This window comes from Mesorhizobium sp. P2_D5 (genome assembly GCF_056404355.1).
Genome location: NZ_JBFUEE010000001.1, coordinates 654,840 through 681,535 on the forward strand (window position 1 = coordinate 654,840; position 26,696 = coordinate 681,535).

The 26,696-nt window shown below is 64.0% G+C and carries 24 protein-coding genes; 12 read left to right on the forward strand and 12 right to left on the reverse strand.

The genetic code is table 11. From position 1 onward, the window contains the following. The first annotated feature begins 6 nt into the window (after positions 1-6). The 10 genes from AC1DYW_RS03190 to AC1DYW_RS03235 all read left to right on the forward strand — a co-directional run bounded on the left by AC1DYW_RS03190 (position 7) and on the right by AC1DYW_RS03235 (position 14,740). The gene (locus AC1DYW_RS03190) at positions 7-408 is read left to right on the forward strand and encodes a PTS sugar transporter subunit IIA (RefSeq protein ID WP_056589309.1); all 402 of its coding nucleotides are present in this window, start codon (positions 7-9) and stop codon (positions 406-408) included. Further along, positions 405-701 carry an HPr family phosphocarrier protein gene (locus tag AC1DYW_RS03195; RefSeq protein WP_095083198.1) on the forward strand — a complete coding sequence of 99 codons (297 nt, stop codon included), beginning with the start codon at positions 405-407 and terminating at the stop codon, positions 699-701. Before AC1DYW_RS03190 ends, AC1DYW_RS03195 begins: the two co-directional genes overlap by 4 nt. 182 nt (positions 702-883) lie before the next feature. Continuing rightward, positions 884-2,284 carry an adenosylhomocysteinase gene (ahcY, locus tag AC1DYW_RS03200; RefSeq protein ID WP_477225090.1) on the forward strand — a complete coding sequence of 467 codons (1,401 nt, stop codon included), beginning with the start codon at positions 884-886 and terminating at the stop codon, positions 2,282-2,284. A 200-nt stretch (positions 2,285-2,484) separates the two neighbouring features. After that, a complete protein-coding gene (locus AC1DYW_RS03205; protein ID WP_477225091.1) occupies positions 2,485-5,043 on the forward strand; it encodes a sensor histidine kinase in 2,559 nt (852 codons plus the stop codon). 8 nt (positions 5,044-5,051) lie between these two features. Further along, on the forward strand, positions 5,052-6,563 hold the full coding sequence (gene tsaE / locus AC1DYW_RS03210; protein ID WP_477225092.1) for a tRNA (adenosine(37)-N6)-threonylcarbamoyltransferase complex ATPase subunit type 1 TsaE: 1,512 nt from the start codon (positions 5,052-5,054) through the stop codon (positions 6,561-6,563). Then, a complete protein-coding gene (locus AC1DYW_RS03215; protein WP_477225093.1) occupies positions 6,560-7,288 on the forward strand; it encodes a nucleotidyltransferase family protein in 729 nt (242 codons plus the stop codon). The genes tsaE and AC1DYW_RS03215 overlap by 4 nt, the downstream gene beginning before the upstream one ends. Further along, positions 7,285-10,419, forward strand: coding sequence for a double-strand break repair protein AddB (addB, locus tag AC1DYW_RS03220; protein ID WP_477225094.1), 3,135 nt, complete (start codon positions 7,285-7,287; stop codon positions 10,417-10,419). The genes AC1DYW_RS03215 and addB overlap by 4 nt, the downstream gene beginning before the upstream one ends. Continuing rightward, the gene (gene addA, locus AC1DYW_RS03225; RefSeq protein ID WP_477225095.1) at positions 10,416-13,928 is read left to right on the forward strand and encodes a double-strand break repair helicase AddA; all 3,513 of its coding nucleotides are present in this window, start codon (positions 10,416-10,418) and stop codon (positions 13,926-13,928) included. Before addB ends, addA begins: the two co-directional genes overlap by 4 nt. Positions 13,929-14,002: 74 nt before the next feature. Next, on the forward strand, positions 14,003-14,326 hold the full coding sequence (trxA, locus tag AC1DYW_RS03230) for a thioredoxin (protein WP_013891648.1): 324 nt from the start codon (positions 14,003-14,005) through the stop codon (positions 14,324-14,326). Between the two features lie 132 nt (positions 14,327-14,458). Beyond that, on the forward strand, positions 14,459-14,740 hold the full coding sequence (locus AC1DYW_RS03235) for a cupin domain-containing protein (RefSeq protein ID WP_095083181.1): 282 nt from the start codon (positions 14,459-14,461) through the stop codon (positions 14,738-14,740). A gap of 29 nt (positions 14,741-14,769) precedes the next feature. Here AC1DYW_RS03235 and AC1DYW_RS03240 read toward each other — a convergent pair whose 3' ends face one another. The 6 genes from AC1DYW_RS03240 to AC1DYW_RS03265 all read right to left on the reverse strand — a co-directional run bounded on the left by AC1DYW_RS03240 (position 14,770) and on the right by AC1DYW_RS03265 (position 20,479). After that, positions 14,770-15,189 (reverse strand): VOC family protein, encoded by a 420-nt coding sequence (locus AC1DYW_RS03240; RefSeq protein WP_477225096.1) that lies wholly within the window; start codon positions 15,187-15,189, stop codon positions 14,770-14,772. 34 nt (positions 15,190-15,223) lie between these two features. After that, entirely contained in the window at positions 15,224-16,549 is a 1,326-nt protein-coding gene (locus tag AC1DYW_RS03245) for a bifunctional folylpolyglutamate synthase/dihydrofolate synthase (RefSeq protein ID WP_477225097.1), read from the reverse strand. A gap of 120 nt (positions 16,550-16,669) precedes the next feature. Continuing rightward, a complete protein-coding gene (gene accD, locus AC1DYW_RS03250) occupies positions 16,670-17,596 on the reverse strand; it encodes an acetyl-CoA carboxylase, carboxyltransferase subunit beta (protein WP_095083177.1) in 927 nt (308 codons plus the stop codon). 73 nt (positions 17,597-17,669) lie between these two features. After that, positions 17,670-18,509: a tryptophan synthase subunit alpha gene (trpA, locus tag AC1DYW_RS03255; RefSeq protein WP_477225098.1), complete on the reverse strand. Its 840-nt coding sequence runs from the start codon at positions 18,507-18,509 to the stop codon at positions 17,670-17,672. 2 nt (positions 18,510-18,511) lie between these two features. Then, positions 18,512-19,732 (reverse strand): tryptophan synthase subunit beta, encoded by a 1,221-nt coding sequence (gene trpB / locus AC1DYW_RS03260; RefSeq protein ID WP_095083173.1) that lies wholly within the window; start codon positions 19,730-19,732, stop codon positions 18,512-18,514. Positions 19,733-19,819: 87 nt separating this feature from the next. Then, on the reverse strand, positions 19,820-20,479 hold the full coding sequence (locus tag AC1DYW_RS03265) for a phosphoribosylanthranilate isomerase (RefSeq protein WP_477225099.1): 660 nt from the start codon (positions 20,477-20,479) through the stop codon (positions 19,820-19,822). 113 nt (positions 20,480-20,592) lie between these two features. Between AC1DYW_RS03265 and AC1DYW_RS03270 the strand changes: the two genes are divergently transcribed. Next, the gene (locus tag AC1DYW_RS03270) at positions 20,593-20,811 is read left to right on the forward strand and encodes a hypothetical protein (RefSeq protein ID WP_477225100.1); all 219 of its coding nucleotides are present in this window, start codon (positions 20,593-20,595) and stop codon (positions 20,809-20,811) included. 21 nt (positions 20,812-20,832) lie between these two features. On the opposite strand, the gene AC1DYW_RS03275 is transcribed toward AC1DYW_RS03270, so the two are convergent. The 4 genes from AC1DYW_RS03275 to AC1DYW_RS03290 all read right to left on the reverse strand — a co-directional run bounded on the left by AC1DYW_RS03275 (position 20,833) and on the right by AC1DYW_RS03290 (position 23,334). Continuing rightward, entirely contained in the window at positions 20,833-21,300 is a 468-nt protein-coding gene (locus AC1DYW_RS03275; RefSeq protein WP_477225101.1) for a hypothetical protein, read from the reverse strand. Positions 21,301-21,303: 3 nt separating this feature from the next. After that, on the reverse strand, positions 21,304-22,062 hold the full coding sequence (locus tag AC1DYW_RS03280; protein ID WP_095083165.1) for a M48 family metallopeptidase: 759 nt from the start codon (positions 22,060-22,062) through the stop codon (positions 21,304-21,306). Positions 22,063-22,160: 98 nt separating this feature from the next. Next, positions 22,161-22,643 (reverse strand): DUF2852 domain-containing protein, encoded by a 483-nt coding sequence (locus AC1DYW_RS03285; protein WP_095083163.1) that lies wholly within the window; start codon positions 22,641-22,643, stop codon positions 22,161-22,163. 226 nt (positions 22,644-22,869) lie between these two features. After that, entirely contained in the window at positions 22,870-23,334 is a 465-nt protein-coding gene (locus tag AC1DYW_RS03290) for an Lrp/AsnC family transcriptional regulator (RefSeq protein WP_095083161.1), read from the reverse strand. Positions 23,335-23,496: 162 nt separating this feature from the next. On the opposite strand from AC1DYW_RS03290, the gene AC1DYW_RS03295 reads away from it, so the two are divergent. Then, a complete protein-coding gene (locus tag AC1DYW_RS03295) occupies positions 23,497-24,510 on the forward strand; it encodes a 1-aminocyclopropane-1-carboxylate deaminase (protein WP_477225102.1) in 1,014 nt (337 codons plus the stop codon). An 88-nt stretch (positions 24,511-24,598) separates the two neighbouring features. Here the strand turns inward: AC1DYW_RS03295 and AC1DYW_RS03300 are convergent, their stop codons facing one another. Beyond that, a complete protein-coding gene (locus AC1DYW_RS03300; RefSeq protein WP_477225103.1) occupies positions 24,599-25,783 on the reverse strand; it encodes a benzoate/H(+) symporter BenE family transporter in 1,185 nt (394 codons plus the stop codon). Then, a complete protein-coding gene (locus AC1DYW_RS03305) occupies positions 25,783-26,553 on the reverse strand; it encodes an alpha/beta hydrolase (protein WP_477225104.1) in 771 nt (256 codons plus the stop codon). Before AC1DYW_RS03305 ends, AC1DYW_RS03300 begins: the two co-directional genes overlap by 1 nt. Positions 26,554-26,696 lie beyond the last annotated feature (143 nt).

The following is a 26,696-nucleotide window of genomic DNA, read 5'->3' on the forward strand; positions in this document are numbered from 1 at the left end:
CAAAGAATGATCGGACTCGTGCTTGTAACGCACGGTCAACTGGCCGCCGAGTTCCGACATGCCGTGGAACATGTCGTCGGGCCACAAGACAATTTCGAAACCGTGGCGATCGGCGCCGATGACGATATGGAGCAGCGTCGTCGCGACATCGTCGACGCCGTCGCCCGTGTCGACACCGGAACGGGCGTCATCGTGCTGACCGACATGTTCGGCGGCACCCCCTCCAACCTTGCCATTTCGGTAATGGAGTCCGGCCGCACCGAGGTGATAGCCGGCATGAACCTGCCGATGCTGATCAAGCTCTCCTCGATCCGCAAGGGCGACAACATGGCGGCCGCACTTGATGAGGCGCAGGCGGCCGGCCGCAAATACATCAACGTCGCCAGCCAGCTTTTGAGCAGCAAATGAACGCGCTGTCCCCGGAAGAAGATCAGATCGTCCGGGATTTTCCCATCATCAACCAGCGCGGCCTGCACGCGCGCGCCTCGGCGAAATTCGTCCAACTGGCGAGCGGCTTCGACGCTTCGGTGCATGTCGAGAAGGACGGCGTCAAGGTCGGCGGCACCTCGATCATGGGCCTGATGATGCTGGCGGCAAGCCCGGGCTACTCGATCCGTGTCACCGCCAGCGGGCCGCAGGCGCTGCAGGTCATCGACGCGCTGGAGCAATTGGTGGCATCCCGCTTCGGCGAGGAAAGCTGATCCTCTACATCGCCATAGCATGTCCGATGGACATGCAGGGATAAAGATTTCTTTATATCCCATTGTCGTCTGAGCCCCGATCTGCTAGTCAGACCGGCAATTCGCGCCCTTAGACGCGCCGACTGGCGTGGGCGCATCCGCAACCAATTCGCAGCAAGAATAATTCGCATCGGAGCACTGCCATGACGGGTAGCAAGGACTATATGGTCGCCGACATCTCGCTTGCCGGCTGGGGCCGCAAGGAAATCGAGATCGCCGAAACCGAAATGCCGGGCCTGATGGCCAGCCGCGAGGAGTTTGGCGACAAGAAGCCGCTCAAGGGCGCGCGCATCACCGGCTCGCTGCACATGACCATCCAGACGGCGGTGCTGATCGAGACGCTGAAGGCGCTCGGCGCCGATATCCGCTGGGCTTCCTGCAACATCTTCTCGACCCAGGACCATGCGGCCGCGGCCATCGCCGAGGCGGGTATCCCGGTGTTCGCCGTCAAGGGCGAGTCGCTCGAGGAGTATTGGGACTACACCGACAAGATCTTCCAGTGGACCGACGGCGGCACCTCCAACATGATCCTCGATGATGGCGGCGACGCCACCATGTACATCCTGATCGGCGCCCGCGCCGAGGCCGGCGAGGACGTGCTGTCCAACCCGCAGAGCGAGGAAGAGGAATACTTCTATGCCCAGGTGAAGAAGCGCCTGAAGGCTTCGCCTGGCTTCTTCACCAAGCAGAAGGCAGCGATCCGCGGCGTCACCGAAGAGACGACCACTGGCGTCAACCGGCTTTACCAGTTGCAGAAGAAGGGCCTGCTGCCCTTCCCCGCCATCAACGTCAACGACTCGGTCACTAAGTCGAAGTTCGACAACAAATATGGCTGCAAGGAATCGCTGGTAGACGGCATCCGTCGTGGCACCGACACCATGATGGCCGGCAAGGTCGCGGTTGTCTGCGGCTACGGCGACGTCGGCAAGGGCTCGTCGGCCTCGCTCAAGGGCGCCGGCGCCCGCGTCAAGGTCACCGAGGTCGACCCGATCTGCGCCCTGCAGGCGGCGATGGACGGTTTTGAAGTCGTCACGCTGGAAGATGCGGCACCCACCGCCGACATCGTCATCACCACCACCGGCAACAAGGACGTCGTCACCCTCGACCACATGCGCTCGATGAAGGACATGGTCATCGTCGGCAACATCGGTCACTTCGACAATGAGATCCAGGTGGCCTCGCTGCGCAACCTCAAATGGACCAACGTCAAGCCGCAGGTCGACATGATCACCTTCCCCGACGGCAAGCGGATGATCCTGCTGTCGGAAGGCCGGCTGCTCAATCTCGGCAACGCCACCGGTCATCCGAGCTTCGTCATGTCGGCCTCGTTCACCAACCAGGTGCTGGCCCAGATCGAGCTCTACACCAAGCCCGGCCAGTACGCGAACCAGGTCTATGTCCTGCCCAAGCATCTCGATGAAAAGGTCGCGCGCTTGCATCTCGACAAGCTTGGCGCCCGCCTGACCGAGTTGTCCGGTGAGCAGGCCGCCTATATCGGCGTGACTCAGCAGGGACCGTTCAAGCCGGAACACTACCGCTATTAACCAAAGCTAAAATTGCTACCAGATATTGATGCCGGGCGATTGACTTTTCGCCCGGCTTTATTTTTGCGCGCCGCCAGCCTTCACGGCGATTCGGCGAGGGTTTATTGTCAGGTGATTCGCGACGCTTCCGGCCCGAGAGGGGATCAAGAGAGGCGCGCATCAGGGCGGTCTTGCATTCAGGCGGCGGAGAGGACCAAGACATGCCGGGGCAACACCCGCACAGAGCGGGACGGGCCGTTTCCGGCGGCCAAGACGATTCGGGGGTTACTGGCTCCGCCTTGCAAGGCGGAAGCCTGTCATGGCGTGCTCGCGCGGCACTGTTCCTCGCCACGTCCGCTTTTGCCTGCCCCTTGGCCAATGTGGTTGCGCATGCCGAAGCCGCCGGCGTGACCACGGCCGGGATGTCGATCAGCGCGATCGAGGTCATGCAGCTTGCGGTGTTTGTCGGCGTGACCGGCGCGGCACTTCTGTCGGCCATCGTTCTCATCCGCGAAAGAGCCCGCACCTCGGCGGACAATGTCGAACTCAGGAGCCGCCTCGCCGACATCAACGCGGCCCTGCGGCGCTCGGAGGCGCTGCTCAATCTGCGCGACCAGCGCCTGGTCGTCTGGGCCGCGGAAAACAAGAAGCCCGAACTCATCGGCACATTGCCCGTGGAAAGCGGTGCCCCCGAGGACCGAGCCGCTTTCCTTGCTTTCGGCCGGTGGCTGATGCCGCGTTCGGCGGCGGCGCTCGAACATGCCGTCGCGGGATTGCGCGAGAAGGCGAAACACTTCGACCTCGTCATCGAATCGCAGGCCGGCGCACCGCTCGAAGTGCATGGCCGCAAAAGCGCAGCCCACGTGCTGGTTCGTTTCGTCTCGCTCTCGGAGACGCAGCGCAGCCAGGCCAGGCTGAAGATCGAGAACCAGCGGCTGGCGGCCGACCATGACACGATGATCGGCCTGCTCGACGCGTTGAACATGCCGGCATGGCTTCGCAGCGAGGATGGGCGGCTGAAGTGGGTCAACCGGGCCTATGCCGATGCGGTTGAAGCCGACAATGCCGAAGCCGCGGTTCGCGAGGCAAAGGAGTTCCTCGGCGGCCAGGCACGCGATGCGATTGCCGCCCAGCACAAGACGCATCCGGTCTTCGAACAGTCGCTTTCCACCGTGATCGAAGGCGATCGCCGTGTGTTTGCGGTCACCGATTTCGCCGGCGCGGATGGCTCGGCCGGCCTTGCCTGCGACACCAGTGCCATCGAGACCGTTCGCAGCGAGTACGAACGGACCGTCAGGAGCCACGCCGACACGCTCGACCAGCTCAACACGGCTGTCGCTATTTTTGACACCGACGAGAAATTGCGGTTCTTCAACCAGGCTTTCCAGAAGCTGTGGGGCCTCGACAGCGGCTTCCTGCACAGCGCTCCCGACAATGCTCTGCTGCTCGACCGGCTGCGCAGCTCGGGCAAGATCGCCGAACAGCCGGAATGGCGCCGCTGGAAGGAAGGCCTGCTCGGCGCTTACCGCGCCGTCGAATCGCAGGAACATTGGTGGCATCTGCCGGATGGCAAGACCATCCGCGTCGTCGCCAACCCGCAGCCCAAGGGCGGCGTGACCTGGGTGTTCGAGAACCTGACCGAGAAGATGGACCTCGAAAGCCGCTACCAGACAGCGGTGCGGGTGCAGGGCGAGACGCTCGACAATCTTGCCGAAGGCGTGGCGGTGTTCGGCCCCGATGGCAGGCTTCGTCTGTCGAACCCTGCCTTTGCCAAGCTCTGGGGCCTGAGCGGCGATGCGGCCAAGCCCAATGTGCACGTGTCCACGATCCGCGACCTTTGCGACCGGCAGGCGGCGGCGGACAGTCCCTGGCCGGGTTTCGTTGCCGCCATCACCGGGTTCGACGACGAGCGCCGCGACCGTCACGGCCAGACCGAACTCAACAATGGCAATGTGCTGAGCTATGCCATGATCCCGCTGCCCAACGGGCAAGTGATGATGACCTTCGTCGACGTCACCGACAGCGTCAACGTCGAGCGGGCGCTCAAGGACAAGAACGAGGCGCTGCAGAAATCCGATCAGCTCAAGAACGAATTCGTCCAGCACGTCTCCTATGAATTGCGCTCGCCGCTGACCAACATCATCGGCTTCACCGAACTTCTGTCGCTGCCGGCGACCGGCCCGCTGACGCAGAAGCAGCGCGAATATGTCGAGCATGTCGGATCGTCCTCCTCGGTCCTGCTCACCATCGTCAACGACATCCTCGACCTGGCGACGGTCGACGCCGGCATCATGCAGCTCGACATTTCAGAGGTGCATGTCGATCGCACCATCGCGGCCGCCGCCGAACTGGTGGCCGACCGGCTGGAAGAGCATTCGATCAGGCTCGAGGTTGACGCCACTGCTGCGCCGAAGACGTTCCACGGCGACGAGATCCGCGTCCGCCAGATCCTCTACAATCTGCTCAGCAACGCCGCCAACTATGCGCCGGAAGCCAGCACCATCCGGCTAACCTGCCGCCATCTGGCGGACGGGGTGGAATTCTCGGTTCATGACGACGGCCCCGGCATGCCGCCGGATTTGCTCGATTCGGTGTTCCGCCGTTTTGAGCCGCGTGCCAATGGCGGCCGCCGGCGCGGTGCCGGTCTCGGCCTGTCGATCGTCAAGAGCTTTGTCGAGCTGCATGGCGGCAGCGTTCGCATCGAAACCGGCAAGGACAAGGGCACGACCGTCATCTGCACTTTTCCCGACATGCCGGGCATCCGCGCCGCGGCCGAGTAGCGCGCTCGATGACGGGATTGGTGCTGGAGCGTTTACTCGCCGACGAGACACAGACAGCATTGCTGGGCGAGGATCTGGCGTTGTCTTTGCGACCAGGAGACGTCCTGGCGCTCAAGGGCGACCTCGGCGCCGGCAAGTCCACCCTGGCGCGAGCGTTGATCAGGGCTTTGGCCGACGATGCCGGTCTCGATGTTCCAAGCCCAACCTTCACGCTGGTGCAGAGCTACGACACCCGCATCCCGGTCCATCATTTCGATCTCTACCGCCTGTCCTCGGCGGCTGAGATTGACGAACTTGGTTTCGACGAAGCCCTGGCGCAAGGCGCTGCCCTGGTTGAATGGCCCGAACGAGCCGAAGGCTACCTGCCGAAAACCTCGGTTCTGATCGAACTCGTCCAGCATGGCGAGGGACGGCTGGCCCGGCTGTCGGGCGAGGGCGCCGCCTTCGACCGCGTGGCGCGATCGCTGGCCATGCGCGACTTTCTCCAAACTGCCGGATGGGGCGACGCAAGGCGCCGCCATTTCATCGGCGATGCCTCGGCCCGCTCCTACGAGATTGTCTCGCTTGCCGGCCGAAAGCCGCAGGTATTGATGAACTCGCCGCGGCTGGTTCTCGGGCCGCCGGTCCGCGACGGCAAGCCCTATGCCGAGATCGCTCACACCGCGCAGTCGGTCTCCGCCTTCGTCGCCATCGACCGAGCTTTGAAGGCGGGTGGGGTCAGCGTTCCGGAAATCCATGCCGAGGACCAGAATCAGGGGTTCCTGCTGCTCGAACATCTTGGTTCGGAAGGATTTCTCAACGGCGATGGCCAGCCGGTGGCCGCGCGTTATGCGGCGGCGGCGGAACTGCTGGCCATGATGCATGGCAGGAGTTGGCCGCAGCGCCTGGCAACGGGGCAGGGCGGCTTCCATGACGTGCCGCCTTTCGACCGCGATGCCATGATGATCGAAGCCGATTTGCTGGTCGACTGGTACGTGCCGGCCATATCAGGCAGCCCGGCCAGCGATGCCTTGCGTGCCGGTTACCACAAGGAATGGAACGCGCACCTCGACCGGCTGCAAGGCCGCGAAACCACGCTGATGCTGCGTGATTTCCATTCGCCCAACATCATCTGGCGCGGCGATCGAGCCAAGCATGATCGGCTGGGCATCGTCGATTTCCAGGACGCACTGATCGGTCCGTGCGCCTATGACGTCGCCTCGCTCGCCATGGACGCGCGTGTTACGATGTCGCCCGAGATCGAGAGAGAGACGCTCGACGCCTATGTCGCGGCGCGCCACGCAGCCGGCGCCTTCGACGAAGAAGGCTTCCTGGAATCCTACGCGATCATGGCGGCGCAGCGAAACTCCAAGATCCTCGGCATCTTCGTCCGCCTCGAAAAGCGCGACGGCAAGCCCTATTATCTGAAGCACCTGCCGCGCATCCGCGATTATCTGCGCCGGGCGCTGTCTCATCCGGCGCTGGCCAGCCTGCGGGAGTTCTACAACGCCAACGGTTTGCTGGAGGAGCGGGCACTGTGACAGCAAATCCGGACACAGCCATCGTGCTCGCCGCCGGGCTTGGCAAGCGCATGCGGCCGATCACCGACACCATTCCCAAGCCGCTGGTCAAGATCGCCGGCAAGACCTTGATCGACTGGGGGCTCGACAGCCTGGCCGCCGCCGGTGTCGGCAAGGCCGTCGTCAACGTCCATTATCTCCCCGAACAGATCGTTGCCCATGTCGCGGCGCGCCGCACGCCAAAAATCATCATCTCCGATGAGAGCGAAAAGCTGCTCGATTCCGCCGGCGGCATCGTCAAGGCGTTGCCGGAGCTGGGCGGAAAACCCTTCTACATCCTCAACGCCGATACCTTCTGGATCGACCAGGGTTCTCTCAATCTCGGCCGTCTTGCCCTTGCATGGGACGCTGCGAAAATGGATATTCTGCTGATGCTGGCGGATCTCCATCAGGCGACCGGACACTGCGGCAGCACCGATTTCCTGGTGGCGCCGGATGGTGGCTTGCGGCGATCAAAAGGTGATCCGGCCGGACTGATCTATGCCGGAGCGGCGATCGTCCATCCGCGCCTGTTCGAGGATGCCCAGTCCGGGCCGCACTCGCTCAACGCCTATTTCGACACCGCCATTGCTGCCGGCCGGCTGTTCGGCATGCCGATGCAGGGTCATTGGATCACCGTCGGCACGCCCGATGCCATTCCGCTCGCCGAGGCGGCCGTGGCTGGCGCGCTAGCCGAGTTGAAATGAGCGGCTCAAGCCGCGTTTTCTCAATTCCCTCCGGAGCGCCGTTCCTGCCGACGCTTGCCGAGGCGCTGCTAGCCGGGCGCCTTGTTCCGGGGTTCCGGTTTGACGGCGACCCGCTCGTTTTGGCCGACGTCACCATCTATGTGCCGACGCGGCGCGCGGCGCGCGCCTTGCGGGGTGTTTTCGTCGACAGCCTGGCGGCACGCGGCGGCGGCGGGTCGGCGATCCTGCCGGTCATCCGTCCGCTCGGCGAGTTCGATGAGGATGAGGCTGCATTCGAAACCGAGGCGTCCGCCGCCATCGACCTCGCGCCGCCGATTTCGGCAAGCGAACGCCTGTTGCTGCTGGCGCCGCTGGTCCGCGCCTGGAAACGCCGGCTGCCGGCGCATGTCGCGGCGCTCTTCGCCGAGGAGATCGTCATCCCTGCCTCTACCGCCGACGCGATCTGGCTGTCGCGCGATCTCGCCCGGCTGATGGATGAAATCGAGACGGAAGGCACGGATTGGGCCAAGCTCACCGGCCTGGTGACCGGTAACCTTGCCGGATGGTGGCAGGTGACGCTTGAATTTCTCGGCATCGTCACCGATGCGTGGCCGAAATTCCTTGAAGAACGCGATCGCTCCAACCCGGCCGCACATCGCAGCGCGCTGATCCGCGCTGAAGCCGCACGGCTGCAGCGCAATCCGCCAGCCGGGCCGGTCATCGCTGCGGGCTCGACCGGCTCGATACCGGCCACCGCCGAACTGCTTGCCGCGATTGCCCGCTTGCCCGGTGGCGCCATCGTGTTGCCCGGTCTCGACCGGACGCTGGACGAAGCGTCGTTCCAGGCAATCGCGGCGCCCGGCGCGCGTCCGGCCGTGCTCGGGCACCCGCAATACGGTCTCGCAAGGCTGATCGGCAAGATCGGTGTGCTGCGCGGCGATGTCGAGGAGATCGGCACAGCCGAGCCACGGCTTGCGCTCCGCGCCGCCCTGGTCGGCGAAGCGCTGCGGCCGGCCGAAACCACCGAATTGTGGGCCGAGACGCGCGAGGGCTTTTCAGCCTCCGACATTGCCGGGGCCTTTGCCGGTGTGACGCTGCTCGAAGCCGCCAGCGAACGCGATGAAGCCGTCGCGATCGCTGTTGCGCTCAAGCGCGCGGTCGAAGAGCCGGGCCAACGGGCGGCTCTCGTGACCGGTGACCGCGCGCTGGCGCGGCGCGTCTCGGTGGAACTCCTGCGGTTCGGCGTCGTCGCCGACGATTCCGGTGGCACGCCGCTCGCCAACACCCCGGCGGCCAGCCTGCTCGGCCTGGCGCTCGAGGCGGTGTACCGGCCAGGCGATCCGGTCGGCCTGCTGTCGCTGCTCAAACATCCGCTGCTTGGGCTTGGCCTCGAACGGGCCGATGTGCGCCACGCGGCGGAGCTGGTCGAACTGGTGGCGCTGCGCGGCGGCACCGGCCGCCCCGACATCGTTTCGCTTCCGGAACTGTTCGAAACCCGTCTCACCGGCCTTGCCAGCGGCAGCCGGCAGCCCTTCTGGTTTTCCCGTCTCACCCTGCGCTCCATCGAAGCCGCGAAGAATTTGCTCGAACGTCTCACACAGGCGCTGGCGCCGCTCGCGGCGTTTCGCGGCCAGGCGGACGCCGACCTTGGCGCGCTGGTCGGAGCAAGCATCGTGGCGCTCGAAAGTCTCGGCCGCACCGCCGATGGCGGCCTTGGCTTGCTCTATGCGGGTGACGCCGGCGAGAAGCTTGCCGAATTGCTGCGTGGGCTGGTCGCGGCTTCCGCGCCGCTCTCATTCGCTGCGGACGAGTGGCCCGACGTGATGGCGGCGCTGATCGCGCCTGAAATGGTCAAGCCGGCACAGGGAACCGACAGGAACATCGCCATCTGGGGCGCGCTGGAAGCGCGCTTGCAGGATGTAGACACGCTGGTCATCGGCGGGCTCAACGAGGGCGTGTGGCCGCGCAAGCCCGAGAGCGACCGCTTCATGTCGCGGCTGATGAAGACCGGCATCGATCTCGAACCACCCGAACGGCGCATCGGCCTTGCCGCGCATGATTTCCAGATGGCCTTGGGCGCGAAGAAGGTGGTGCTGGCCCGCTCGGCGCGTGCCGGCGACGCGCCTGCCGTGCCGTCGCGGTGGCTGCAGCGCCTGCTCACATTCATAGGCAACGACCAGGCGGTTGAACTGCGTCGGCGCGGCGAAGAATTGCTCGCCTGGGCACGCGCGCTCGACACCGGCCCAAGGCAGGATTTCGCACCGCGGCCACAGCCGAAGCCGCCTTTGTCGGTTCGCCCGAACCATTTCTCGGTCACCGAGATCGAGACCCTGCGCCGTGATCCCTACGCCGTCTATGCACGAAAAATTCTCGGCCTGATGCCGCTCGATCCGGTCATCCGCGACCCCGGTGCGGCCGAGCGCGGCACGCTGTTCCACGCCATCCTGCATCTGTTCTCGGCGCGCGTTGCCGATCCGCGCGCAGCCGACGCGCTCGCCGGCCTCATCGCTGCTGGCCGCGCCTGCTTTGCCGAAGCCGCACTTCCGGCCGATGTTGAGGCGGTGTGGTGGCCGCGTTTTGAGAAACTCGCCGCCAACATCATCGAGTGGGAGCGCACGCGCGCCGACGCGGTGATGCGGCGGCATGCCGAGGAGCGCGCCGGAAAGACCGTCGTCGGGCAGTCCGGCGTGACGCTGTCCGGCTATGCCGACCGCGTCGACCTGCTGGCCGGTGGGATGGCCGATATCTTGGACTACAAAACAGGTTCGTCGCCGTCCAAGGCACAGGCGCACACGCTGCTCGCACCGCAACTGGCGCTGGAGGGAGCGCTGCTCAGGCGGGGCGCCTTCAAGGATCTGGGCGCCCGCGAACCCTCGCAACTGGCCTTCGTGCGCCTGAAGCCGAATGGCGAGGTGTTCGAGGAATCGATCCTCGAACACAACCGCCAGCCACGCACCGCCACCGATCTCGCCGAAGAGGCCTGGGCGCGGCTGGAAAAGCTGTTGGTCCACTATGCCGACCCGGCGACCGGATATCTGTCGCGTGCGCTGCCGTTTCGCGAAGGCGAGACCGATGGCGATTACGACCATCTTGCCCGCGTGCTCGAATGGTCGGCCGGCGGCGATGCCGGCGACGAGGGAGGGGAGGCATGAAGAAGGCCTATCCCATCCCCACCGACACCGCGACCAGCCAGGCCCGCGCCGCCGACCCCCAGAATTCCGCCTGGGTGTCGGCCAATGCCGGCTCCGGCAAGACCCATGTGCTGGCCCAGCGCGTCATCCGGCTGCTGCTGCGCGGCACCGATCCGTCGAAGATCCTGTGCCTGACCTATACGCGCGCCGCCGCCGCCAACATGTCGAACCGGGTGTTTTCGACACTGTCAGAGTGGACGGCACTCGGCGACGCGGAGCTTGCGGCAAGGGTCGAAACGCTGGAAGGCCGCCGGCCCGATCTTGAGACCATGCGCCGGGCACGGCGCCTGTTTGCCGAGGCGCTGGAAACGCCCGGCGGGCTGAAGATCCAGACCATCCACGCTTTCTGCGAATCGGTGCTTCACCAGTTCCCGCTGGAGGCCAACATCCCGGCGCATTTCGAAATGCTCGATCCGGTGATGGAGGCGTCGCTGTTCGCCACCGCGCGCCGCGACATGATTTCCGGAACGGCCGCCGGCGACATGGACCTGGCCGAGGCGTTTGCCACCATTCTCGATCGTGGCGGTGAAGCCGGGCTCGATGCCTTGCTGGGCGAGATCGTGCGTAAGCGCGACGGCTTGCGCAATTTCATCGACATGATTGGGCGCGATGGCACGCGTTTCCAGGCGCTATTCGATGAATTCCATTTCCGCCCCGGCCAGACCGCCGAAGGCATAGCGGCATCGGTCTGGCCGTTACCGGGTTTCCTGCCCGACTATTTTGCCGGCTTCGCCCAGGCCGCGGATGCCACCGATGCCAGGACGGTGCTGAACAACATCTTGCCCTATGCGCGTCAGGCTTTTGCCGAGAGCGACCCGGTTCGCCGTCTGCAACTGCTTGCGAGGGCCTTTCTCAAGACCGATGGCAGCGCTTACGATCCGGCCAATGCCTTCAAGAAGGCTCTGGTCGATCGGCTGCCGGATCTGGCGGAACGGTATCTCTCGACGGCCAATGCCATCGTCGAAACGGTCGACAGGCTGGCACTGTTCCGGATGCTGGAAGGCACGCGCGCCGCGTTGACCATCGCCGACTGGCTGATCGCCCGCTACGAGGTGTTGAAGCGCAGCCGCGGCTTTCTCGACTTCAACGACCTGATCACCCGCACGGTCAATCTGCTGGCGCGGCCCGACGCCGGCCCCTGGGTGCAGTACAAGCTCGACCAGGGCATCGACCACATCCTGCTCGACGAGGCGCAGGACACCAGCCCGGATCAATGGGAAGTGGTGAAGCGGCTGGCGGAAGAGTTCTTTGCCGGCTTCGGCGCCCGCGACAGGGTCCATCGCACGGTCTTTGCCGTCGGTGACGAAAAGCAGTCGATCTATTCCTTTCAGGGCGCCGCGCCGGACTCCTTCGCCGACAGCCGGCTGTTGTTTGCGGGACGGGTGCGTGATGCCGAGGCGTCCTTCGCCGACCTCAAGCTGACCTGGTCGTTCCGCTCGACCGACGATGTTCTGACCGCGGTCGATCGCGTCTTTGCCGATCCTGTCGTGCGGCGCGGCATCAGCCATGATCCTGATCCGCTGCGCCACCAGGCGATCCGCACCGATGCGCCGGGCTATGTCGAGGTCTGGCCGTCCGTCGGTGCCGACGTCGTCGACGAGCCCGACGACTGGACGCAAGCCATCGACCATGCCCATGCACCGGCGGTGCGCGTTGCCGAGCATGTCGCGGCGACCATTGCCGGCTGGATCGGCGCCGGCGAGATCGTCGAAGGCCGTGGCAAGCGGCTGCGGCCGGGCGACGTGCTGGTGCTGGTGCGCAAGCGCGATCGCTTCGTCCACGCTCTGACCCGGGCGCTCAAACGCCGCGACATTCCGGTCGCCGGCGCCGACCGGCTGAGCCTGCCCGGACACATTGCGGTCAAGGACCTGATCGCGCTCGGCCATCTCCTCATCCAGCCGCAGGACGATCTGTCGCTCGCCGCCGTTCTGCGCAGCCCGATCTTCGATCTGCCGGAGGAGGGGCTTTTTGCGCTTGCGGCGGAGAGGCCGACCGGCCTGTCGCTGTTTGCATCGCTGCGCGCCCATGCCGGCGAGAGCGAGGCTTTGGCGGCGGTCGTCACCCAGCTCGACATCTGGACGAACGACGCCGCCTTCAAGCCGGTGTTCGAGTTTTACGCCGGCCTGTTGGCACGCGATGGCGTGCGCAAGAGGATGATCGCGCGGCTCGGTCCTGAGGCCGGCGACATTCTCGACGAGTTCCTGAGCTTCTGCCTTGCCGAGGAGCGAACCGGCCTGCCGGGGCTGGAAGCCTTCCTGTCGACGCTGGAGAATACCGGCCCCGAGATCAAGCGCGAGATGGATCAGACCCGCGACGAGGTCCGCGTCATGACCGTGCACGCGGCCAAGGGCCTAGAGGCGCCGGTCGTGTTCCTGGTCGATGGCGGTTCGGCGCCGTTCAGCGACCAGCATCTGCCGCGCCTGATGCCTTTCGAAGGCTCGGGCTGGGACGGCAAGGGCTATCTCTGGCGCTCGGCCAGCGACGTCGCCAATGGGTTTTCCAAGGCTGCGGCGGTGCGGGCACGGGAACTCGCCGACGACGAATACCGCCGGCTGCTCTATGTCGGCATGACCCGCGCCGAGGACCGGCTGATCGTCTGCGGCTATCACGGCAAGCGGGCGCCGAACACCGGCACCTGGCATTCGATCGTCAGCCGAGCGTTGATCGGCGCGCCTGAGAGCGTGGAGCGCCCGCACCCCGCCGGCGGCGATCCGGTGCATCGTTTTCACGTCACCAACCTGCCGCCCGTCGCACCGGTTTCCAGCGAGCAGGCGCGGCAAGCGCACAGTTTCGGGCCACTGCCGACGACCCTGTTCCGGCCCTTGCCGCCTTTCGAGGATTTGCCGCGTCCGCTGTCGCCATCCGGCGCCTCGGCGCTCATCGACGAAGGCAAGGAAGCGGTGGTCGCCAAGGCTTCGCCGGTGCTCGATGCCGATGCCGAGCCAGGCTTTGCCGTGCTGCGCGGGCTCGCTTTGCACAAATTACTGCAGATGTTGCCGGGCATTGCCGAGGCCGAACGCGAGGGCGCGGCGCAACGCTACCTCGCCCGCACCGGAGGGCAATGGCCTGCCGGCGAGCGCGAAAAGGCCCTGGCGTCGGTCACCACCATCCTTGCCGATCCCGGCCTCGGTCCGCTGTTTGCGCCATCGTCGCGCGCCGAGGTCGCGATCATGGGCAGCCTGGAGGTCAAGGGCAAAAAGCGTTCGATTTCCGGCAAGATCGACCGGCTGGCGGTGACGCCGGACGCGGTCTCGATCGTCGACTACAAGACCAACCGGCCGGCACCCGCCTCCCTGGCCGAAGTCCCGACGGCCTATGTCCTGCAGCTCGCCCTCTATCGAGCCCTGCTGCAGCCGCTTTATCCCGGACGCGCGGTCAAGGCGGCCTTGCTGTTCACCGAAGCGCCGCGGCTGATCGAACTGCCGGCCGGTGCCATGGATGACGCCCTTGCTCGACTCACAGGAGCGTGACACAACACCTGCTTGAAGAAGGGCGCGATCACCACCACATTTGGTGCGACAAAACTTTCGAAAGGATTTTCCGCATGACCACCGTCAAGGTCGACAAGAGCAATTTCCAGGCCGATGTGCTTAACGCCAACGTACCGGTCGTCGTCGATTTCTGGGCGGAATGGTGCGGTCCGTGCAAGATGATCGCTCCGGCGCTCGAAGACATCGCCACTGAACTCGGCGCCAAGGTGAAGATCGCCAAGCTGAACATCGACGAGAATCCCGAGCTCGCCGCGCAGTTCGGCGTGCGCTCGATCCCAACGCTGATGATCTTCAAGGGCGGCGAAGTGGCCGACATGAAGGTTGGCGCCGCACCCAAGACCGCGCTGTCGCACTGGATTAATGGCAGCCTCGCCTGATCCGTCCCAAATTCCTGACATCAAGCCCGGCCTCGCGCCGGGCTTTTTGTTGGCGTCATCGGTGGGTGGTTCTGGCCCTCACGCCTGCGCACTCCATGTCTTCTGTTGTCACGAGAAGCAAGGAGAACGCCCATGACCGGATCCGCCAAGGCCACCGTCTTCATCGACAATGAGCGTGTCATCGTCACCGAGTATCGCTTTGCGCCCGGCGACAACACCGGCTGGCACCGCCACGGCCACGATTATGTCGTCGTGCCGCTGATGGACGGCAAGGTGAAGCTGTTGACCAAGGACGGCGAATCCTTCGCCGAGATGAAGAAGGGCGCGCCCTATTTTCGCAAGGAGGGCGTCGAACACGACGTCATCAACGCCAATGAGGGCGAATACGCCTTCATCGAGATCGAGTTGAAGTAACCGCGAAGGCCATCGGGCGGCAGGCGCCATCACCAGTCGGCGATACGATCGCCTCCGGCGAATTGCGCACTTTTTTCGGTATACTCGAACAGTTCTATCTTCACGCCGTTGGGGTCGCGAATCCAGGCCTGGTAGGTGTCGTCGCAGGCGAGTTTCTTTGCCGTGACGTCGACGCCCTTCGACCTGATATGGGCGATCGCTGCATCGATGCTTTCCACTTCGAGGCAGAAGTGGTTGATCTGGTTCAGGTCGCCATAGCTGGCCCCGTCCTTTTGGAACACCTCGACGTGGCTGCGACCGCTGCAATCGAGGTAGAACCCGAAAATCTTGCCGTCGCGCAGGAAATTGAACTGGGTGTCCATGCCGAGGACATCGCGATAGAAGCTTCGCGTCGCCTCCAGATCATTGGCGAAGATGCAGACGTGAGCGAGCTGCTTGACCTTGATCATGACTGCTCCTTGCGGTGATCGCCGAAAGCCGAACTCAGGTCGGGGGCGTGCCGTTTTCGGCGAGCACCGCACCGGCCAGATAGAGCGAACCGCCGATCAGGATGCGCGGCGCCGGGCCGTCCCATGTGTCGCGCAGCAACATCAGCGCGCTGGCAACGGAACTCACCGGTTCGGCCGTCAGCCCGGCTTCCGTCGCGCGGATCGCCAGTTCGTCGTTCGGCACGCCGGCGTCGCTGAGGCTCACCGGCACCGTGTAGACATGCCGGGCGAGGCCCTTGAAGGCGCGGAAATAGCCGCTCTGGTCCTTGGTGTTGATCATGCCCGAGATGAGGAAGAGCGGACGCGGGTTCTTTTCTTCCTGCTCGGCGAGCGCTTCCGCAACCACCACGCCGGCGCCCGGATTGTGGCCGCCGTCGAGCCAGATGTCGGCGCCCTTCGGCGCCAGTTCGGCCAGCCGGCCCTGCGCCAGCTTCTGCATTCGGCCGGGCCAGGCGACGCTGGTCATGGCCTTCTCGGCGGCGCGATGGCTGATCTCGAAGCCGGCCGCTTTGACCGCCGCGATCGCCGCCGCCGCATTGGCGAACTGGTGACGCCCGGGCAGCCGTGGCGGCGGCAGGTCCATCAAGCCGTCTTCGTCCTGGTAGACCATGCGGCCATTCTCCTCGAAGGCGAGGAAATCCTGGCCGTAGACGAAGGTCGGACATTCAAGCCGCTCGGCGGTCTCGATCAGCACCTGCAGTGCCGTCTCGCTTTCCTGTGCGCCGATGACCACCGGGCAGCCGCGCTTGATGATGCCGGCCTTTTCAGCGGCGATCAGTTCGACACGGTCGCCGAGATAGGCCTCGTGGTCGAGCGACACCGGCATGATCACCGACACGGCCGGCTCCTTGATGACATTGGTGGCATCGAAACGGCCGCCGAGCCCGACCTCGATGATGGCGGCATCGGCCTGGTGTTCGGAAAACAGCAGGAAGGTGACGGCGGTGAGGATCTCGAAGACAGTGATATGCTCGCCTTCATTGGCCCTGGCGACACGGGCGATGGCATCGGCGAACACCCTGTCGTCGACCAGCCTGCCGCCGCCATCGGCGGCCAGCCGGTAACGCTCGTGCCAGTTCACCAGATGCGGCGAGGTGTGGACATGGACACGATAGTCCGCCGCCTCGAGCAGTGCGCGTGAAAACGCGGCGCACGAGCCTTTGCCGTTGGTGCCGGCGATATGGATGACCGGTGGCAGCCGGTCCTGCGGGTCATCGAGCCGCTCCAGCAACCGTGAAATGCGGTCGAGCGAAAGGTCGAAGCCTTTCGGGTGAAGCGCCATCAGGGCTTCGATTTCGCGGTCGGCGGCAAGCGTTTTCATGGCACAATCCTGGCCCATGGCCCAGGAACCAGAATCGGTTTCACAATGGCCATGGCAATCAAAAAGCTACAGCGCGCCACGGACACGGCGCAATCGCGGTTCGCGGCGAAGAGTGTCGCGTCAGGCTTGTGGCCGCGCCTCGGCCGGAATTGTCGCCGGCGGCAGGATTTCCGGCTCAAGCGGCTTTTGCTCCTCCGGCAGCTTGAGCAGCATCTTCAGCAGCCGTGCGATGGTCTGGCGCATCTCCAGGCGCGACACCACCATGTCGACCATGCCGTGTTCCATCAGGTATTCGGAGCGCTGGAACCCGTCGGGCAGCTTTTCCCGGATGGTCTGTTCGATGACACGCGGCCCGGCAAAGCCGATAAGCGCGCCGGGCTCGGCGATGTGCACGTCGCCCAGCATGGCGTAGGAGGCGGTGACGCCGCCGGTGGTCGGATTGGTCAAGACGACGATATAGGGCAGGCCGGCTTCCTTCAGCCGGTCGACACCAACCGTGGTGCGCGGCAACTGCATCAGCGACAGGATGCCTTCCTGCATGCGGGCGCCGCCAGAGGCGGCGAACAGGATCAGCGGCCGCTTGCGCTGCAAGGCGACTTCGAAACCGTGCACGATGGCGTCACCCGCGGCCATGCCGAGCGAGCCGCCCATGAAGGCGAAGTCCTGCACGGTCACTACCACCGGCAGGCCTTCGACGGTCCCCAGCGCGTTGATGATGGCGTCTTCCAAGCCGGTCTTGGCCTTTGCGTCCTTCAGCCGGTCGACATAGCGCTTCTCGTCGCGGAACTTCAGCGGATCCTGCATGACCTTGGGGTTGTCCAGGGTCTCGTACTTGCCGTTGTCGAAGAAGAACTTCAGCCGCTCCTTGGCCGAGATCTTCATATGGTGGCCGGAGGACGGAATGACGAACTGGTTGGATTCCAGATCCTTGTGGAACACCATCTCGCCGGTCTCCGGATCCTTGATCCAGAGATTCTCGGGCATGTCGGTGCGCCGGCCGAGCATCGAATTGATCTTCGGGCGAACGTAATTGGTGATCCAGTTCATCGCTTCGGCTCCTGTCCTGACGAAGAGTCCCGGTTTTGGGATAACGGCATGCACAAAACCAGAGGTAGGAAAACTATTCGGCAGCAGCAAGGCGGGCCGAGCGCACGCCTTGCGCTAGGCCGCTGACCAGCGTGGCGACGGCTTCGGCCGGGTCGGCGGTCTTTTGGCCCTTCGGTCCCAGCACATTGGCCACCGCGTTGACGATCGCGGTGCCGACGACGACGCCATCGGCATTGGCACCGATCACGCGGGCCTGCTCGGCGGTCTTGACGCCGAAGCCGACGCAGACCGGCAGATCGGTGTGACCCTTGATGCGTTGCACCGCCGCCGCCACCTTGCCGGTGTCGGCCAGCGCCGAACCGGTGATGCCGGTCATTGACACATAGTAGACAAAACCCGACGTGTTCTGCAGCACCTTGGGCAGGCGCTTATCATCGGTGGTCGGCGTTGCCAGCCGGATGAAGTTGATGCCGGCCTTGAGCGCCGGAATGCACAATTCCTCGTCCATTTCCGGCGGCAGGTCGACGACGATCAGCCCATCGATGCCGCTGGCGATCGCGTCCTTGAGGAAGCGGTCGACGCCATAGATGTAGATCGGATTGTAATAGCCCATCAGCACGATCGGCGTTTCATTGTCTCCGGCACGGAATTCCGAGGCCATCTTCAGCGTCTTGACCAGCGTCTGGCCCCCTTTCAGCGCCCTCAGGCCCGCTGCCTGGATCGCCGGGCCGTCGGCCATCGGATCGGAGAACGGCATGCCGAGCTCGATGACGTCGGCGCCTGCTCCAGGCAGTGCCTTCATGATCGACAGCGACGTCTCATAGTCGGGGTCGCCACCCATGAAATAGGTGACGAGTGCCGGGCGGCCCTCGGTCTTCAGCTTGGCCATGCGGCGGTCGATGCGGGTGGTCATGATCAGATCTCCATGCCCAGCATGCTGGCAACCGTGTGCACGTCCTTGTCGCCACGGCCGGACAGGTTGACGATGACGATCTGGTCCTTGTCCATGGCCGGCACGATCTTCACCGCGTGCGCAATGGCGTGCGCCGATTCCAGCGCCGGGATGATGCCTTCGACGCGCGTCGTCAGCTTGAAGGCCTCCAGCGCCTCGTCGTCGAGGATCGGCACATATTCGACGCGGCCGGAATCGCGCAGCCAGGAATGCTCCGGCCCGACGCCGGGATAATCGAGACCGGCAGAGATCGAATGGCCGTCCATGATCTGGCCGTCGGAATTCTGCAGGAGATAGGTGCGGTTGCCGTGCAGCACGCCAGGCGCGCCGGCGCTCATCGAGGCGCAGTGCTCGATGCCGTCGAGACCACGGCCGCCGGCCTCGATGCCGATGATGCGAACGTCCTTGTCGTCGAGGAAGGGATGGAACAGGCCGATGGCGTTCGAGCCGCCGCCGACACAGGCGATGATGGTGTCCGGCAGCCGGCCTTCCTGCTCGAGGATCTGGGCGCGCGCTTCGGTGCCGATCACCGACTGGAAGTCGCGCACCAGTTCCGGATAAGGATGCGGTCCAGCGGCGGTGCCGATCAGGTAATAAGTGTCCTCGACATTGGTCACCCAGTCGCGCAACGCCTCGTTCATGGCGTCCTTCAGCGTGCCGTGGCCGGCGGTCACCGGCCGCACTTCGGCGCCGAGCAGCTTCATGCGGAAGACGTTCGGGCTTTGGCGGGCGACGTCTGTCGCGCCCATATAGACGACGCAGGGAAAGCCGAAGCGGGCCGCGACGGTGGCAGACGCCACGCCATGCTGGCCGGCGCCCGTCTCGGCGATGATGCGCTTCTTGCCCATGCGCTTGGCCAGCAGGATCTGGCCGAGGCAGTTGTTGATCTTGTGCGAGCCGGTGTGGTTCAGATCCTCGCGCTTGAAGTAGACTTTTGCACCACCGAGATGCCTGGTCAGCCCTTCCGCGAAATAGAGCTTCGACGGCCGCCCGGCATAGTGGGTCGAAAGGTCGGTGAGTTCAGCCTTGAAATCCGGATCGTTCTTGACCTCGTTCCAGTGCCGCTCAAGGTCGAGGATCAGCGGCATCAGCGTTTCGGCGACGAAACGACCGCCAAAAATGCCGAACATGCCCTGTTCGTCGGGTCCGGTACGGAAGGAATTGGGTGTCGCCGGCTTGTCCATCGCCGATCTCCTGGTCTCGATGTGGGGGCATGTCCTTGCCGGAAAACCGGTTCCCACTTTTCCGGGACATGCTCTGGTTTGAGCCGGTCAGGCGGCGCGGTTGTCGCGCGCTGCCCTGACGGCCCGGAAAAACTGTTCGATCAGCGCCGGATCCTTGACGCCCCGCGCGCTTTCCACGCCTGAGGAAATGTCTATTCCGGGCGGGTTGGCAAGCCGAAGGGCATCGCCGATATTGGCGGCGTTGAGCCCACCGGAAAGCATGTAATCGACGCCGGCGTCAAGGCCGGTGAGGATGCGCCAGTCGTAGGCCACGCCATTGCCGCCGGGCAGCTCGGAGCCCTTTGGGGGCTTGGCGTCGAACAGGAAGTGGTCCGCAATGCCGATAAACGGCTTTGTCCGTTCGAGGTCGGTGGCCTCGCTGACCGACAGCGCCTTCATCACCGGCAAGCCGTAGCGGGCTTTTACCTCGGCCACGCGCTCCGGCGTTTCCGAGCCGTGCAGCTGCAGCATGTCGGGCTGCATCGCTGGCACGATCTCATCCAGGAAGGCGTCGCTGGCATCCACGGTGACGGCCACCGCTTTTGCCTTGCCGCGCGCCGCCTCGCGCAAGCGGCCAGCCTCGGCCGGCTCGACATAGCGCGGGCTTTTGGCGAAGAAGATAAACCCGACGTGGCTGGCGCCGCCGGCCAGCGCCGCGGCCATTGCCACGTCGGTCTTCAAGCCGCAAATCTTGATGTCGAGCGCCATGGCGCGGGGATTGGCATGAAAAGCGCCAAGAGTCGAGAAAAAGCATGCTGTTTGCCGGCAAGGCCAAAGGCGCTACCTATTGAAGGACAGGGACACAAGGCGGGAGCAAGACCATGGCTGACAGAACCGTTGCCGAACTCAGGCAGAAGATCGCGCAGGCGCGCGAGGTCATCGCCCATCTGATGGACAAGGCCGCCTTCAACGGCGCCGAAGCCCATCGCGCGCTGGATTATTTCGGCGGGGATCAATTCGACGGCAACTTCCTGCCGTGGCCGCATCATGGCGATGAGGGACTGCGACCGGAGGAGCTCAACGCGGCGAATGACGATTGAGCGCAATGCCGAGGTCAGATGTCAGTGAAGGGTCTCTCCTTGCAGTGCGCGGCGCAACCCATACACAGCTTCTGATGGAAAGTCGTGGCGAACCCATTTTTCCTTGTACCCTTCCAGCCCATGGGTATTGAGAACCTGACTCGCTGCTGCCAAAACCGCCTCAGCGAACTCCTGCAATGGACATACCGCCTCAAGTCTTACAATGCCTGCTTCATCCGGCTCTTCTGACCAGGTTTCCCCAAACTCCAGTATGCGAACCCTGATCGTGTCGCCTTGTGGCTCAAGGACAAAGCGGCATTCTCCCGGCTCGTCGTAGAAGTGAGCAACTGAATAGTTCGCACCGTCGACGATAGCGCGTGTAGCCTCGATCAACTCGAGCAAGGCATCGCCCAAATAGGATGCTTCAACGCTGGCCGCGCTGCCGTCGATAGCTACATCGCAGTCGGCCCAGCCCGCGTCAGCCACCCGATAGTCGATCTTAACGGCCATGCCCTACTCGAACGCAATTGCTTGCAGCGCGCCCCCATTGCGCTTCAGCCAGGCCTTGCAGCGCTCGGTGTCCGGGCAAAGCTGTTCGCACAGTTTCCAGAATTTCGGACCGTGGTTCATCTCCTTGAGATGCGCCACTTCATGCGCGACGAGGTAGTTTATGACAGGCGAAGGCGCCATCATGATGCGCCAGGAAAACGACAGATTGCCGTCGGAGGTGCAGGAGCCCCAGCGGCTCGACGTGTCCTTGAAGCGGATCGCCTTGGCGCGCTTGCCCAGCGCCAGCGTGTGTTTGCCCACCAGCTTCTCGATCTCGCGCTTGGCCTCGCGCTTGAGGAAATCGGCGATGCGGCGCGGCAGGTGCACGCGGTCGCCATGCACGATCAGCAGCGGACCGCGCTCGTCGCTCGATATGGTCACCGTGCCGCGCTTCGAAGGCTCATGGACGATGCGGTGCGGCACGCCGCGTACGGGGATCTTGATGCCCGGCCGCACCTGCGGCCGGGCCGGTACCTTGGCCAGCCGCTGCTCCAGCCAGTCCTGGTGACGGTCGAGGAACTTCTCCACCTCGCCGCGGCGCAGGCCCGGCGGCACGGTGATGCGCAGGCCCTTACCGCCCGAATCGATGCGCAGCGTCAGCCTCCTTGCGCGGTCGTTCTCGACGATCTTGAGCGGCAAGGTACGGCCGGCGACGCAATATTCGCGCTCCACGACGGGCGTGGCCTTGGGCTTTGTCAGATTGCGGAAGAATCCGAGGGTCATGGCGGGACGATACGCGATTCGAGAAAAACGAATAGAACAAAAAAGAAACGGCGCCGCTCGCGCGACGCCGTCATCATACCTTGGCCTGTCGCCGGGCCTCAGTCGTCAAGCAGGTTCGAGCCCTTGCCACGCTTCGTGGTGGTCGTCCCGGTGCTCGGGTCGGTCTTCGTCGGAGCCGTCGACTTGTTGCGGTTGGCCATGAAGCGGTCGAACTCGTCCTGGTCCTTGGCACGGCGCAATTCGCGGGCGTAGTCGTCGAACTCGGTCAGCATCTCGTCGAGCTTGCGGCGTTCCTCGGCGAGGCGCTCCAGTTCCTTTTCGCGCCAGTCGTCGAAAGCGACGTTGCCGGTGCGGGCGGAGCCGTGGCCCCAGCGCGCCGCCTTGTCGGAACCGCGGCGGCAGCCGGCGAAGATGCCGTCGGTGGCGCGGTTGACGTCACGCTTGAAACCATCGAGGCGGTCGCCCCAGATGATGTAGGCAAGCATGGCGAAGCCGAGTGGCCAGAACACCATGAAACCGATCACCATCAACGCGATGGTTGCCGGCGTCCAGGCCGGGCGGATCAATGCAGATGTGTTCATTTTCTCCCATTCCTTCGGTTGGAGACAGCCAAGATCCGGCTGCGTGGAATCGAAATGGGAAGGAGAAAACGACGATTCAAGACAATATCGGCCAAAACCGGACAAGCTCATGAAATGATTATCGCTTTTCGAGCGTATCGAAGAAAAGCACGACCAGCCATGAGGAACAGTGGCAATGCCGCCGGCGGTGCTATGGTTTGATGCATCGGCGGGGAACCTATTCCTTTCAAAAATCCAGTGGCGCGTTGTCGACGACCTCCTTCATGACGAAGAACGTCCTCGTCTGGCGAACGCCGGGCAATGCGATCAACTGATCCCCGTGGATCCGGTTGAAGTCCGCCATGTCGCCGACCCTGATCTTCAGAAAATAGTCGAAGTCGCCTGCCACCAGATGGCAATCAAGAATGAACTTCAGTTTCGCGACTGCCTTCTCGAATTCCGCGAAACTTTCCGGGGTCGAGCGGTCGAGGACGACGCCAACCATCACCAGCGCGCCTCTGTCGACCTTCTGCGGTGTCACCACTGCCCTGACATGGCTGATGTAGCCTTCATCGAACAAGCGTTGCGTGCGGCGGTGGCACGTCGCCGGGCTGACAGCAACCGACTGCGCCAGCTCCGCATTGGTCAGCCGCCCATTGTCCTGGAGCAGGCGCAACATTTTGAGGTCGATCCGGTCGAGTGATGCCTTCATGGAAGATTCTTCCGTTATTGAGGCGAGTCATCGAAGTAATATAGCATTTTAGCGTCAGAAAGTTCGATTTCTGGCATTTTCCACTCGATCTTTGAGAGCACCTTTCAAGCCAAAACTGGTAGTGTTTCCAGCATCAAAATCACAATCAGAGGAGGATCTCTCATGTTGGAGAAGTTCGAACGTTATCCGCTCACATTTGGACCGACCCATATCGAGAAACTGGATCGGCTCAGCGCTCATCTCGGCGGCAAGGTCGATCTCTACGCCAAGCGGGAAGATTGCAATTCCGGCCTCGCCTTCGGCGGCAACAAGCTGCGCAAGCTCGAATACATCATCCCGGACGCGATCGCCTCAAACACCGACACGCTGGTTTCGATCGGTGGCGTACAATCCAACCATACGCGCATGGTGGCAGCCGTGGCGGCGAAAATCGGCATGAAATGCCGCCTCGTGCAGGAAAGCTGGGTGCCCCACGAGGACGCCGTCTATGATCGCGTCGGCAACATCCTTTTGAGCCGGATCATGGGCGCCGATGTCCAGATGGTCGATGAGGGTTTCGACATCGGAATCAGGGAAAGCTGGGAACAGGCGATCGCCGATGTGAAAGCCAAGGGTGGCAAACCTTATCCGATTCCGGCCGGGGCGTCGGTGCATAAATATGGCGGCCTAGGCTATGTCGGCTTCGCCGAAGAGGTGCGCGCGCAGGAGAAGGAACTCGGCCTTGCCTTCGACTACATCGTCGTCTGTACCGTCACCGGCTCGACCCATGCCGGCATGGTGGTCGGCTTCGCCAAGGACGGTCGCGAGCGCAAGGTAATCGGCATCGACGCATCCTGCACCCCGGCGCAGACCAAAGCGCAAGTGCTGGACATCGTGCGGACCACGGCGACGCTGGTCGAACTCGGCAAGGAACTCGGTGAAGACGATGTGATCCTCATCGAGGATTATGCCTACCCGGTCTACGGCGTGCCCTCGCAGGAGACGAAGGAAGCGATCCGTCTCTGCGCGCGCCTTGAAGGCATGATCACCGATCCTGTCTACGAGGGAAAATCCATGCAGGGCATGATCGACCTCGTTAGGAAGGGCTATTTCCCAGAAGGGTCGAAGGTGCTCTACGCCCACCTTGGCGGCGCTCCAGCCATCAACGGCTATGCTTATACGTTTCGCAATGGCTGAATGCCCGCAGGGCGTGGCAGGTGACCTCTGACGACCATCCCGCCCGCCGCAGCATGTTGCGGTGGATGGGAAGGGGAAAGGCGGCGATTTAGGACAATGTCCGCCAAATCCGGACAAGCGGCTGAAACGACTGCCGCATTTTGAGTTCTTCGAGGAAAAGCACGATCATCCCGGCGACCAGGCCCCAGAATGCCGCACCGACGCCGAACAGCGTCAAACCCGAAGCGGTGACGGCAAAGGTGACGGTGGCGGCCATACGGTGACCTTCGTCCTTGAGCGCGATCGACAGGGCGTTGGCAAGCGGCGCCATCAACGCGAGACCCGCCACCAGCACGATCAGGCTCTGCGGCAGGACGGCGAAGATCGCCACCAGCGACGCACCGAAGATGGCGAAGACAAGATAGGCGAGCGCATAGAACGGGCCGGTCTTCCAGCGTTCGGCGGGGTCGGGGTGGACGTCCGGCCCGGTGCAGATCGCCGCCGAGATCGCAGCCAGATTGGTGGTCGAGCCGCCAAACGGCGCCGACAGCAGCGAAAACAGGCCGGTGACGCCGATCAGCGGGCCGGGCTCCGGGTGATAGCCGGCGGCGCGCAGCACGGCGAGGCCGGACAGGTTTTGGGAAGCCATGGTGACGAGGTACAGCGGCAGCGCCAGGCCGATGGTCGCGGCGACGCTGAAGTGCGGCGCGATCAGCGTCAGCGTCGACAGTTCCGGTGTCGGCAAGCCGCCGACGCGGCCGGTCAAGAAAGCGGCGAGGCCGCCGCCGATCAGCACCACCAGCACCGACACCGCCGGATTGAACAGGCGAATGACGAAGAAGGCCGCGATCAGCGGCAGGATCAGCCAGGGATCGGCGGGGATGGCCTTAATCGCGTTGATGGCGAAGCTGACGAGGATGCCGGCCAGCATGCCCGATGCCACCGACGGCGGGATCCTGGCGATCAGCCGTGTCAGCGGTCCGAACAGGCCGGTGGCGATCAAGAGGATGCCGGTGACGATGAAGGCGCCGACCGCTTCGCCCATCGAGAAGCTGCTCGACGCGGCGATCAGCGCCAGGCCCGGTGTCGACCAGGCGGTGATGACCGGCATCTTCGTGCGCCAGGACAGCCACAGGCATTCGATTGCCATCGCCAGGCAGATCGCCGTCACCCAGCTCGCGGTCTCGATCTGTGTCGCGCCGACCGCCTTGGCGGCGGCGATGACGATGGCCAGCGTGCCGCCGAAGCCGACGATTGCCGCGACAAAAGCGGATATCGGAATGGAAAGGCGCATCAGTTTCCCCTCTGCGCCATGGCGTCGACTGCCCGCACCAACATGTCGAGATCCTGGGGACGCGACAGGCGGTGGTCGCCCTCGGGGATCAGCGACAGGGTCACGTCGTCGGACGGCAGCCGGCTGACCAGCTTCAGCGCGTGGCTTGCCGGCACGTCCGCATCGGCCAGCCCCTGCAATATGTGCACCGGGCAATGCGTGTCGATCGGGCCTGTCATCACCAGGTTGTTGCGTCCATCCTCGATCAGCGCGCTTGTGTAGATGTAAGGCTCGGCGGAATAGTCCGACGGCTCCTCGAAGAAGCCTTTTTCGGCGAGCGCGCGTTTCTGCGCCTTGGTCAGCGCCGGCTCGACCAGCTCAGCGGTAAAATCGGGCGCCGGCGCCAGCAGCACCAGACCCGCGACATTGCTGTCGCCCGCCTTGCGCAATTCCTGCACCATGCGCAGCGCAATCCAGGCGCCCATCGAGGAGCCGACCAGGATCTGCTTGCCCTGGGTGAAATGCCGGAACACGGCGAGGCTCTGCGAAAGCCATTTCGAAATGGTGCCGTCCGCAAAGGCGCCACCGGATTCGCCATGACCGGAATAGTCGTGGCGCAGGAAGGCGCGGCCTTCTCTTGCCGTCCAGTCCGACAGCGTCTGCGCCTTCGTGCCCAGCATGTCGGACTTGTAGCCGCCGAGCCAGACGATGCCGGGCGCGGCACCTGTCGTATGGCGCACCGCGATGCTCGATCCGTCGACATCCAGAAAGACAGGAGGCGTGTCGGTCATGATTTCTTCCTCACGCCCGTCTTTTGGCGCACGGCGTCTTGTGGCACAGCCAGTGGCGTGGCGAAAAGTGCTCGCGATGGTTCTTTGTTTGGTGCAGGGCAGTGATCAGGGTGATTTCCTGTCAATGCTGTGCTATTGACTTC

Excerpts from the sequence above, each read along its gene's own strand:
- accD (WP_095083177.1), bottom strand. The coding sequence starts at position 17,596 with ATGAACTGGATCACCAATTACGTTCGCCCGAAGATCAATTCGATGCTC.
- AC1DYW_RS03290 (WP_095083161.1), bottom strand. The coding sequence starts at position 23,334 with ATGAAGGCATCACTCGACCGGATCGACCTCAAAATGTTGCGCCTGCTC.
- addB (WP_477225094.1), top strand. The coding sequence starts at position 7,285 with ATGAGCGGCTCAAGCCGCGTTTTCTCAATTCCCTCCGGAGCGCCGTTC.
- AC1DYW_RS03205 (WP_477225091.1), top strand. The coding sequence starts at position 2,485 with ATGCCGGGGCAACACCCGCACAGAGCGGGACGGGCCGTTTCCGGCGGC.
- AC1DYW_RS03190 (WP_056589309.1), top strand. The coding sequence starts at position 7 with ATGATCGGACTCGTGCTTGTAACGCACGGTCAACTGGCCGCCGAGTTC.
- trxA (WP_013891648.1), top strand. The coding sequence starts at position 14,003 with ATGACCACCGTCAAGGTCGACAAGAGCAATTTCCAGGCCGATGTGCTT.
- ahcY (WP_477225090.1), top strand. The coding sequence starts at position 884 with ATGACGGGTAGCAAGGACTATATGGTCGCCGACATCTCGCTTGCCGGC.
- AC1DYW_RS03275 (WP_477225101.1), bottom strand. The coding sequence starts at position 21,300 with ATGGCCGTTAAGATCGACTATCGGGTGGCTGACGCGGGCTGGGCCGAC.
- AC1DYW_RS03285 (WP_095083163.1), bottom strand. The coding sequence starts at position 22,643 with ATGAACACATCTGCATTGATCCGCCCGGCCTGGACGCCGGCAACCATC.
- AC1DYW_RS03245 (WP_477225097.1), bottom strand. The coding sequence starts at position 16,549 with ATGAAAACGCTTGCCGCCGACCGCGAAATCGAAGCCCTGATGGCGCTT.
- AC1DYW_RS03265 (WP_477225099.1), bottom strand. The coding sequence starts at position 20,479 with ATGGCGCTCGACATCAAGATTTGCGGCTTGAAGACCGACGTGGCAATG.
- AC1DYW_RS03305 (WP_477225104.1), bottom strand. The coding sequence starts at position 26,553 with ATGACCGACACGCCTCCTGTCTTTCTGGATGTCGACGGATCGAGCATC.
- trpB (WP_095083173.1), bottom strand. The coding sequence starts at position 19,732 with ATGGACAAGCCGGCGACACCCAATTCCTTCCGTACCGGACCCGACGAA.
- AC1DYW_RS03300 (WP_477225103.1), bottom strand. The coding sequence starts at position 25,783 with ATGCGCCTTTCCATTCCGATATCCGCTTTTGTCGCGGCAATCGTCGGC.
- AC1DYW_RS03195 (WP_095083198.1), top strand. The coding sequence starts at position 405 with ATGAACGCGCTGTCCCCGGAAGAAGATCAGATCGTCCGGGATTTTCCC.
- AC1DYW_RS03270 (WP_477225100.1), top strand. The coding sequence starts at position 20,593 with ATGGCTGACAGAACCGTTGCCGAACTCAGGCAGAAGATCGCGCAGGCG.
- addA (WP_477225095.1), top strand. The coding sequence starts at position 10,416 with ATGAAGAAGGCCTATCCCATCCCCACCGACACCGCGACCAGCCAGGCC.
- trpA (WP_477225098.1), bottom strand. The coding sequence starts at position 18,509 with ATGACCACCCGCATCGACCGCCGCATGGCCAAGCTGAAGACCGAGGGC.
- tsaE (WP_477225092.1), top strand. The coding sequence starts at position 5,052 with ATGACGGGATTGGTGCTGGAGCGTTTACTCGCCGACGAGACACAGACA.
- AC1DYW_RS03280 (WP_095083165.1), bottom strand. The coding sequence starts at position 22,062 with ATGACCCTCGGATTCTTCCGCAATCTGACAAAGCCCAAGGCCACGCCC.
- AC1DYW_RS03240 (WP_477225096.1), bottom strand. The coding sequence starts at position 15,189 with ATGATCAAGGTCAAGCAGCTCGCTCACGTCTGCATCTTCGCCAATGAT.
- AC1DYW_RS03295 (WP_477225102.1), top strand. The coding sequence starts at position 23,497 with ATGTTGGAGAAGTTCGAACGTTATCCGCTCACATTTGGACCGACCCAT.
- AC1DYW_RS03235 (WP_095083181.1), top strand. The coding sequence starts at position 14,459 with ATGACCGGATCCGCCAAGGCCACCGTCTTCATCGACAATGAGCGTGTC.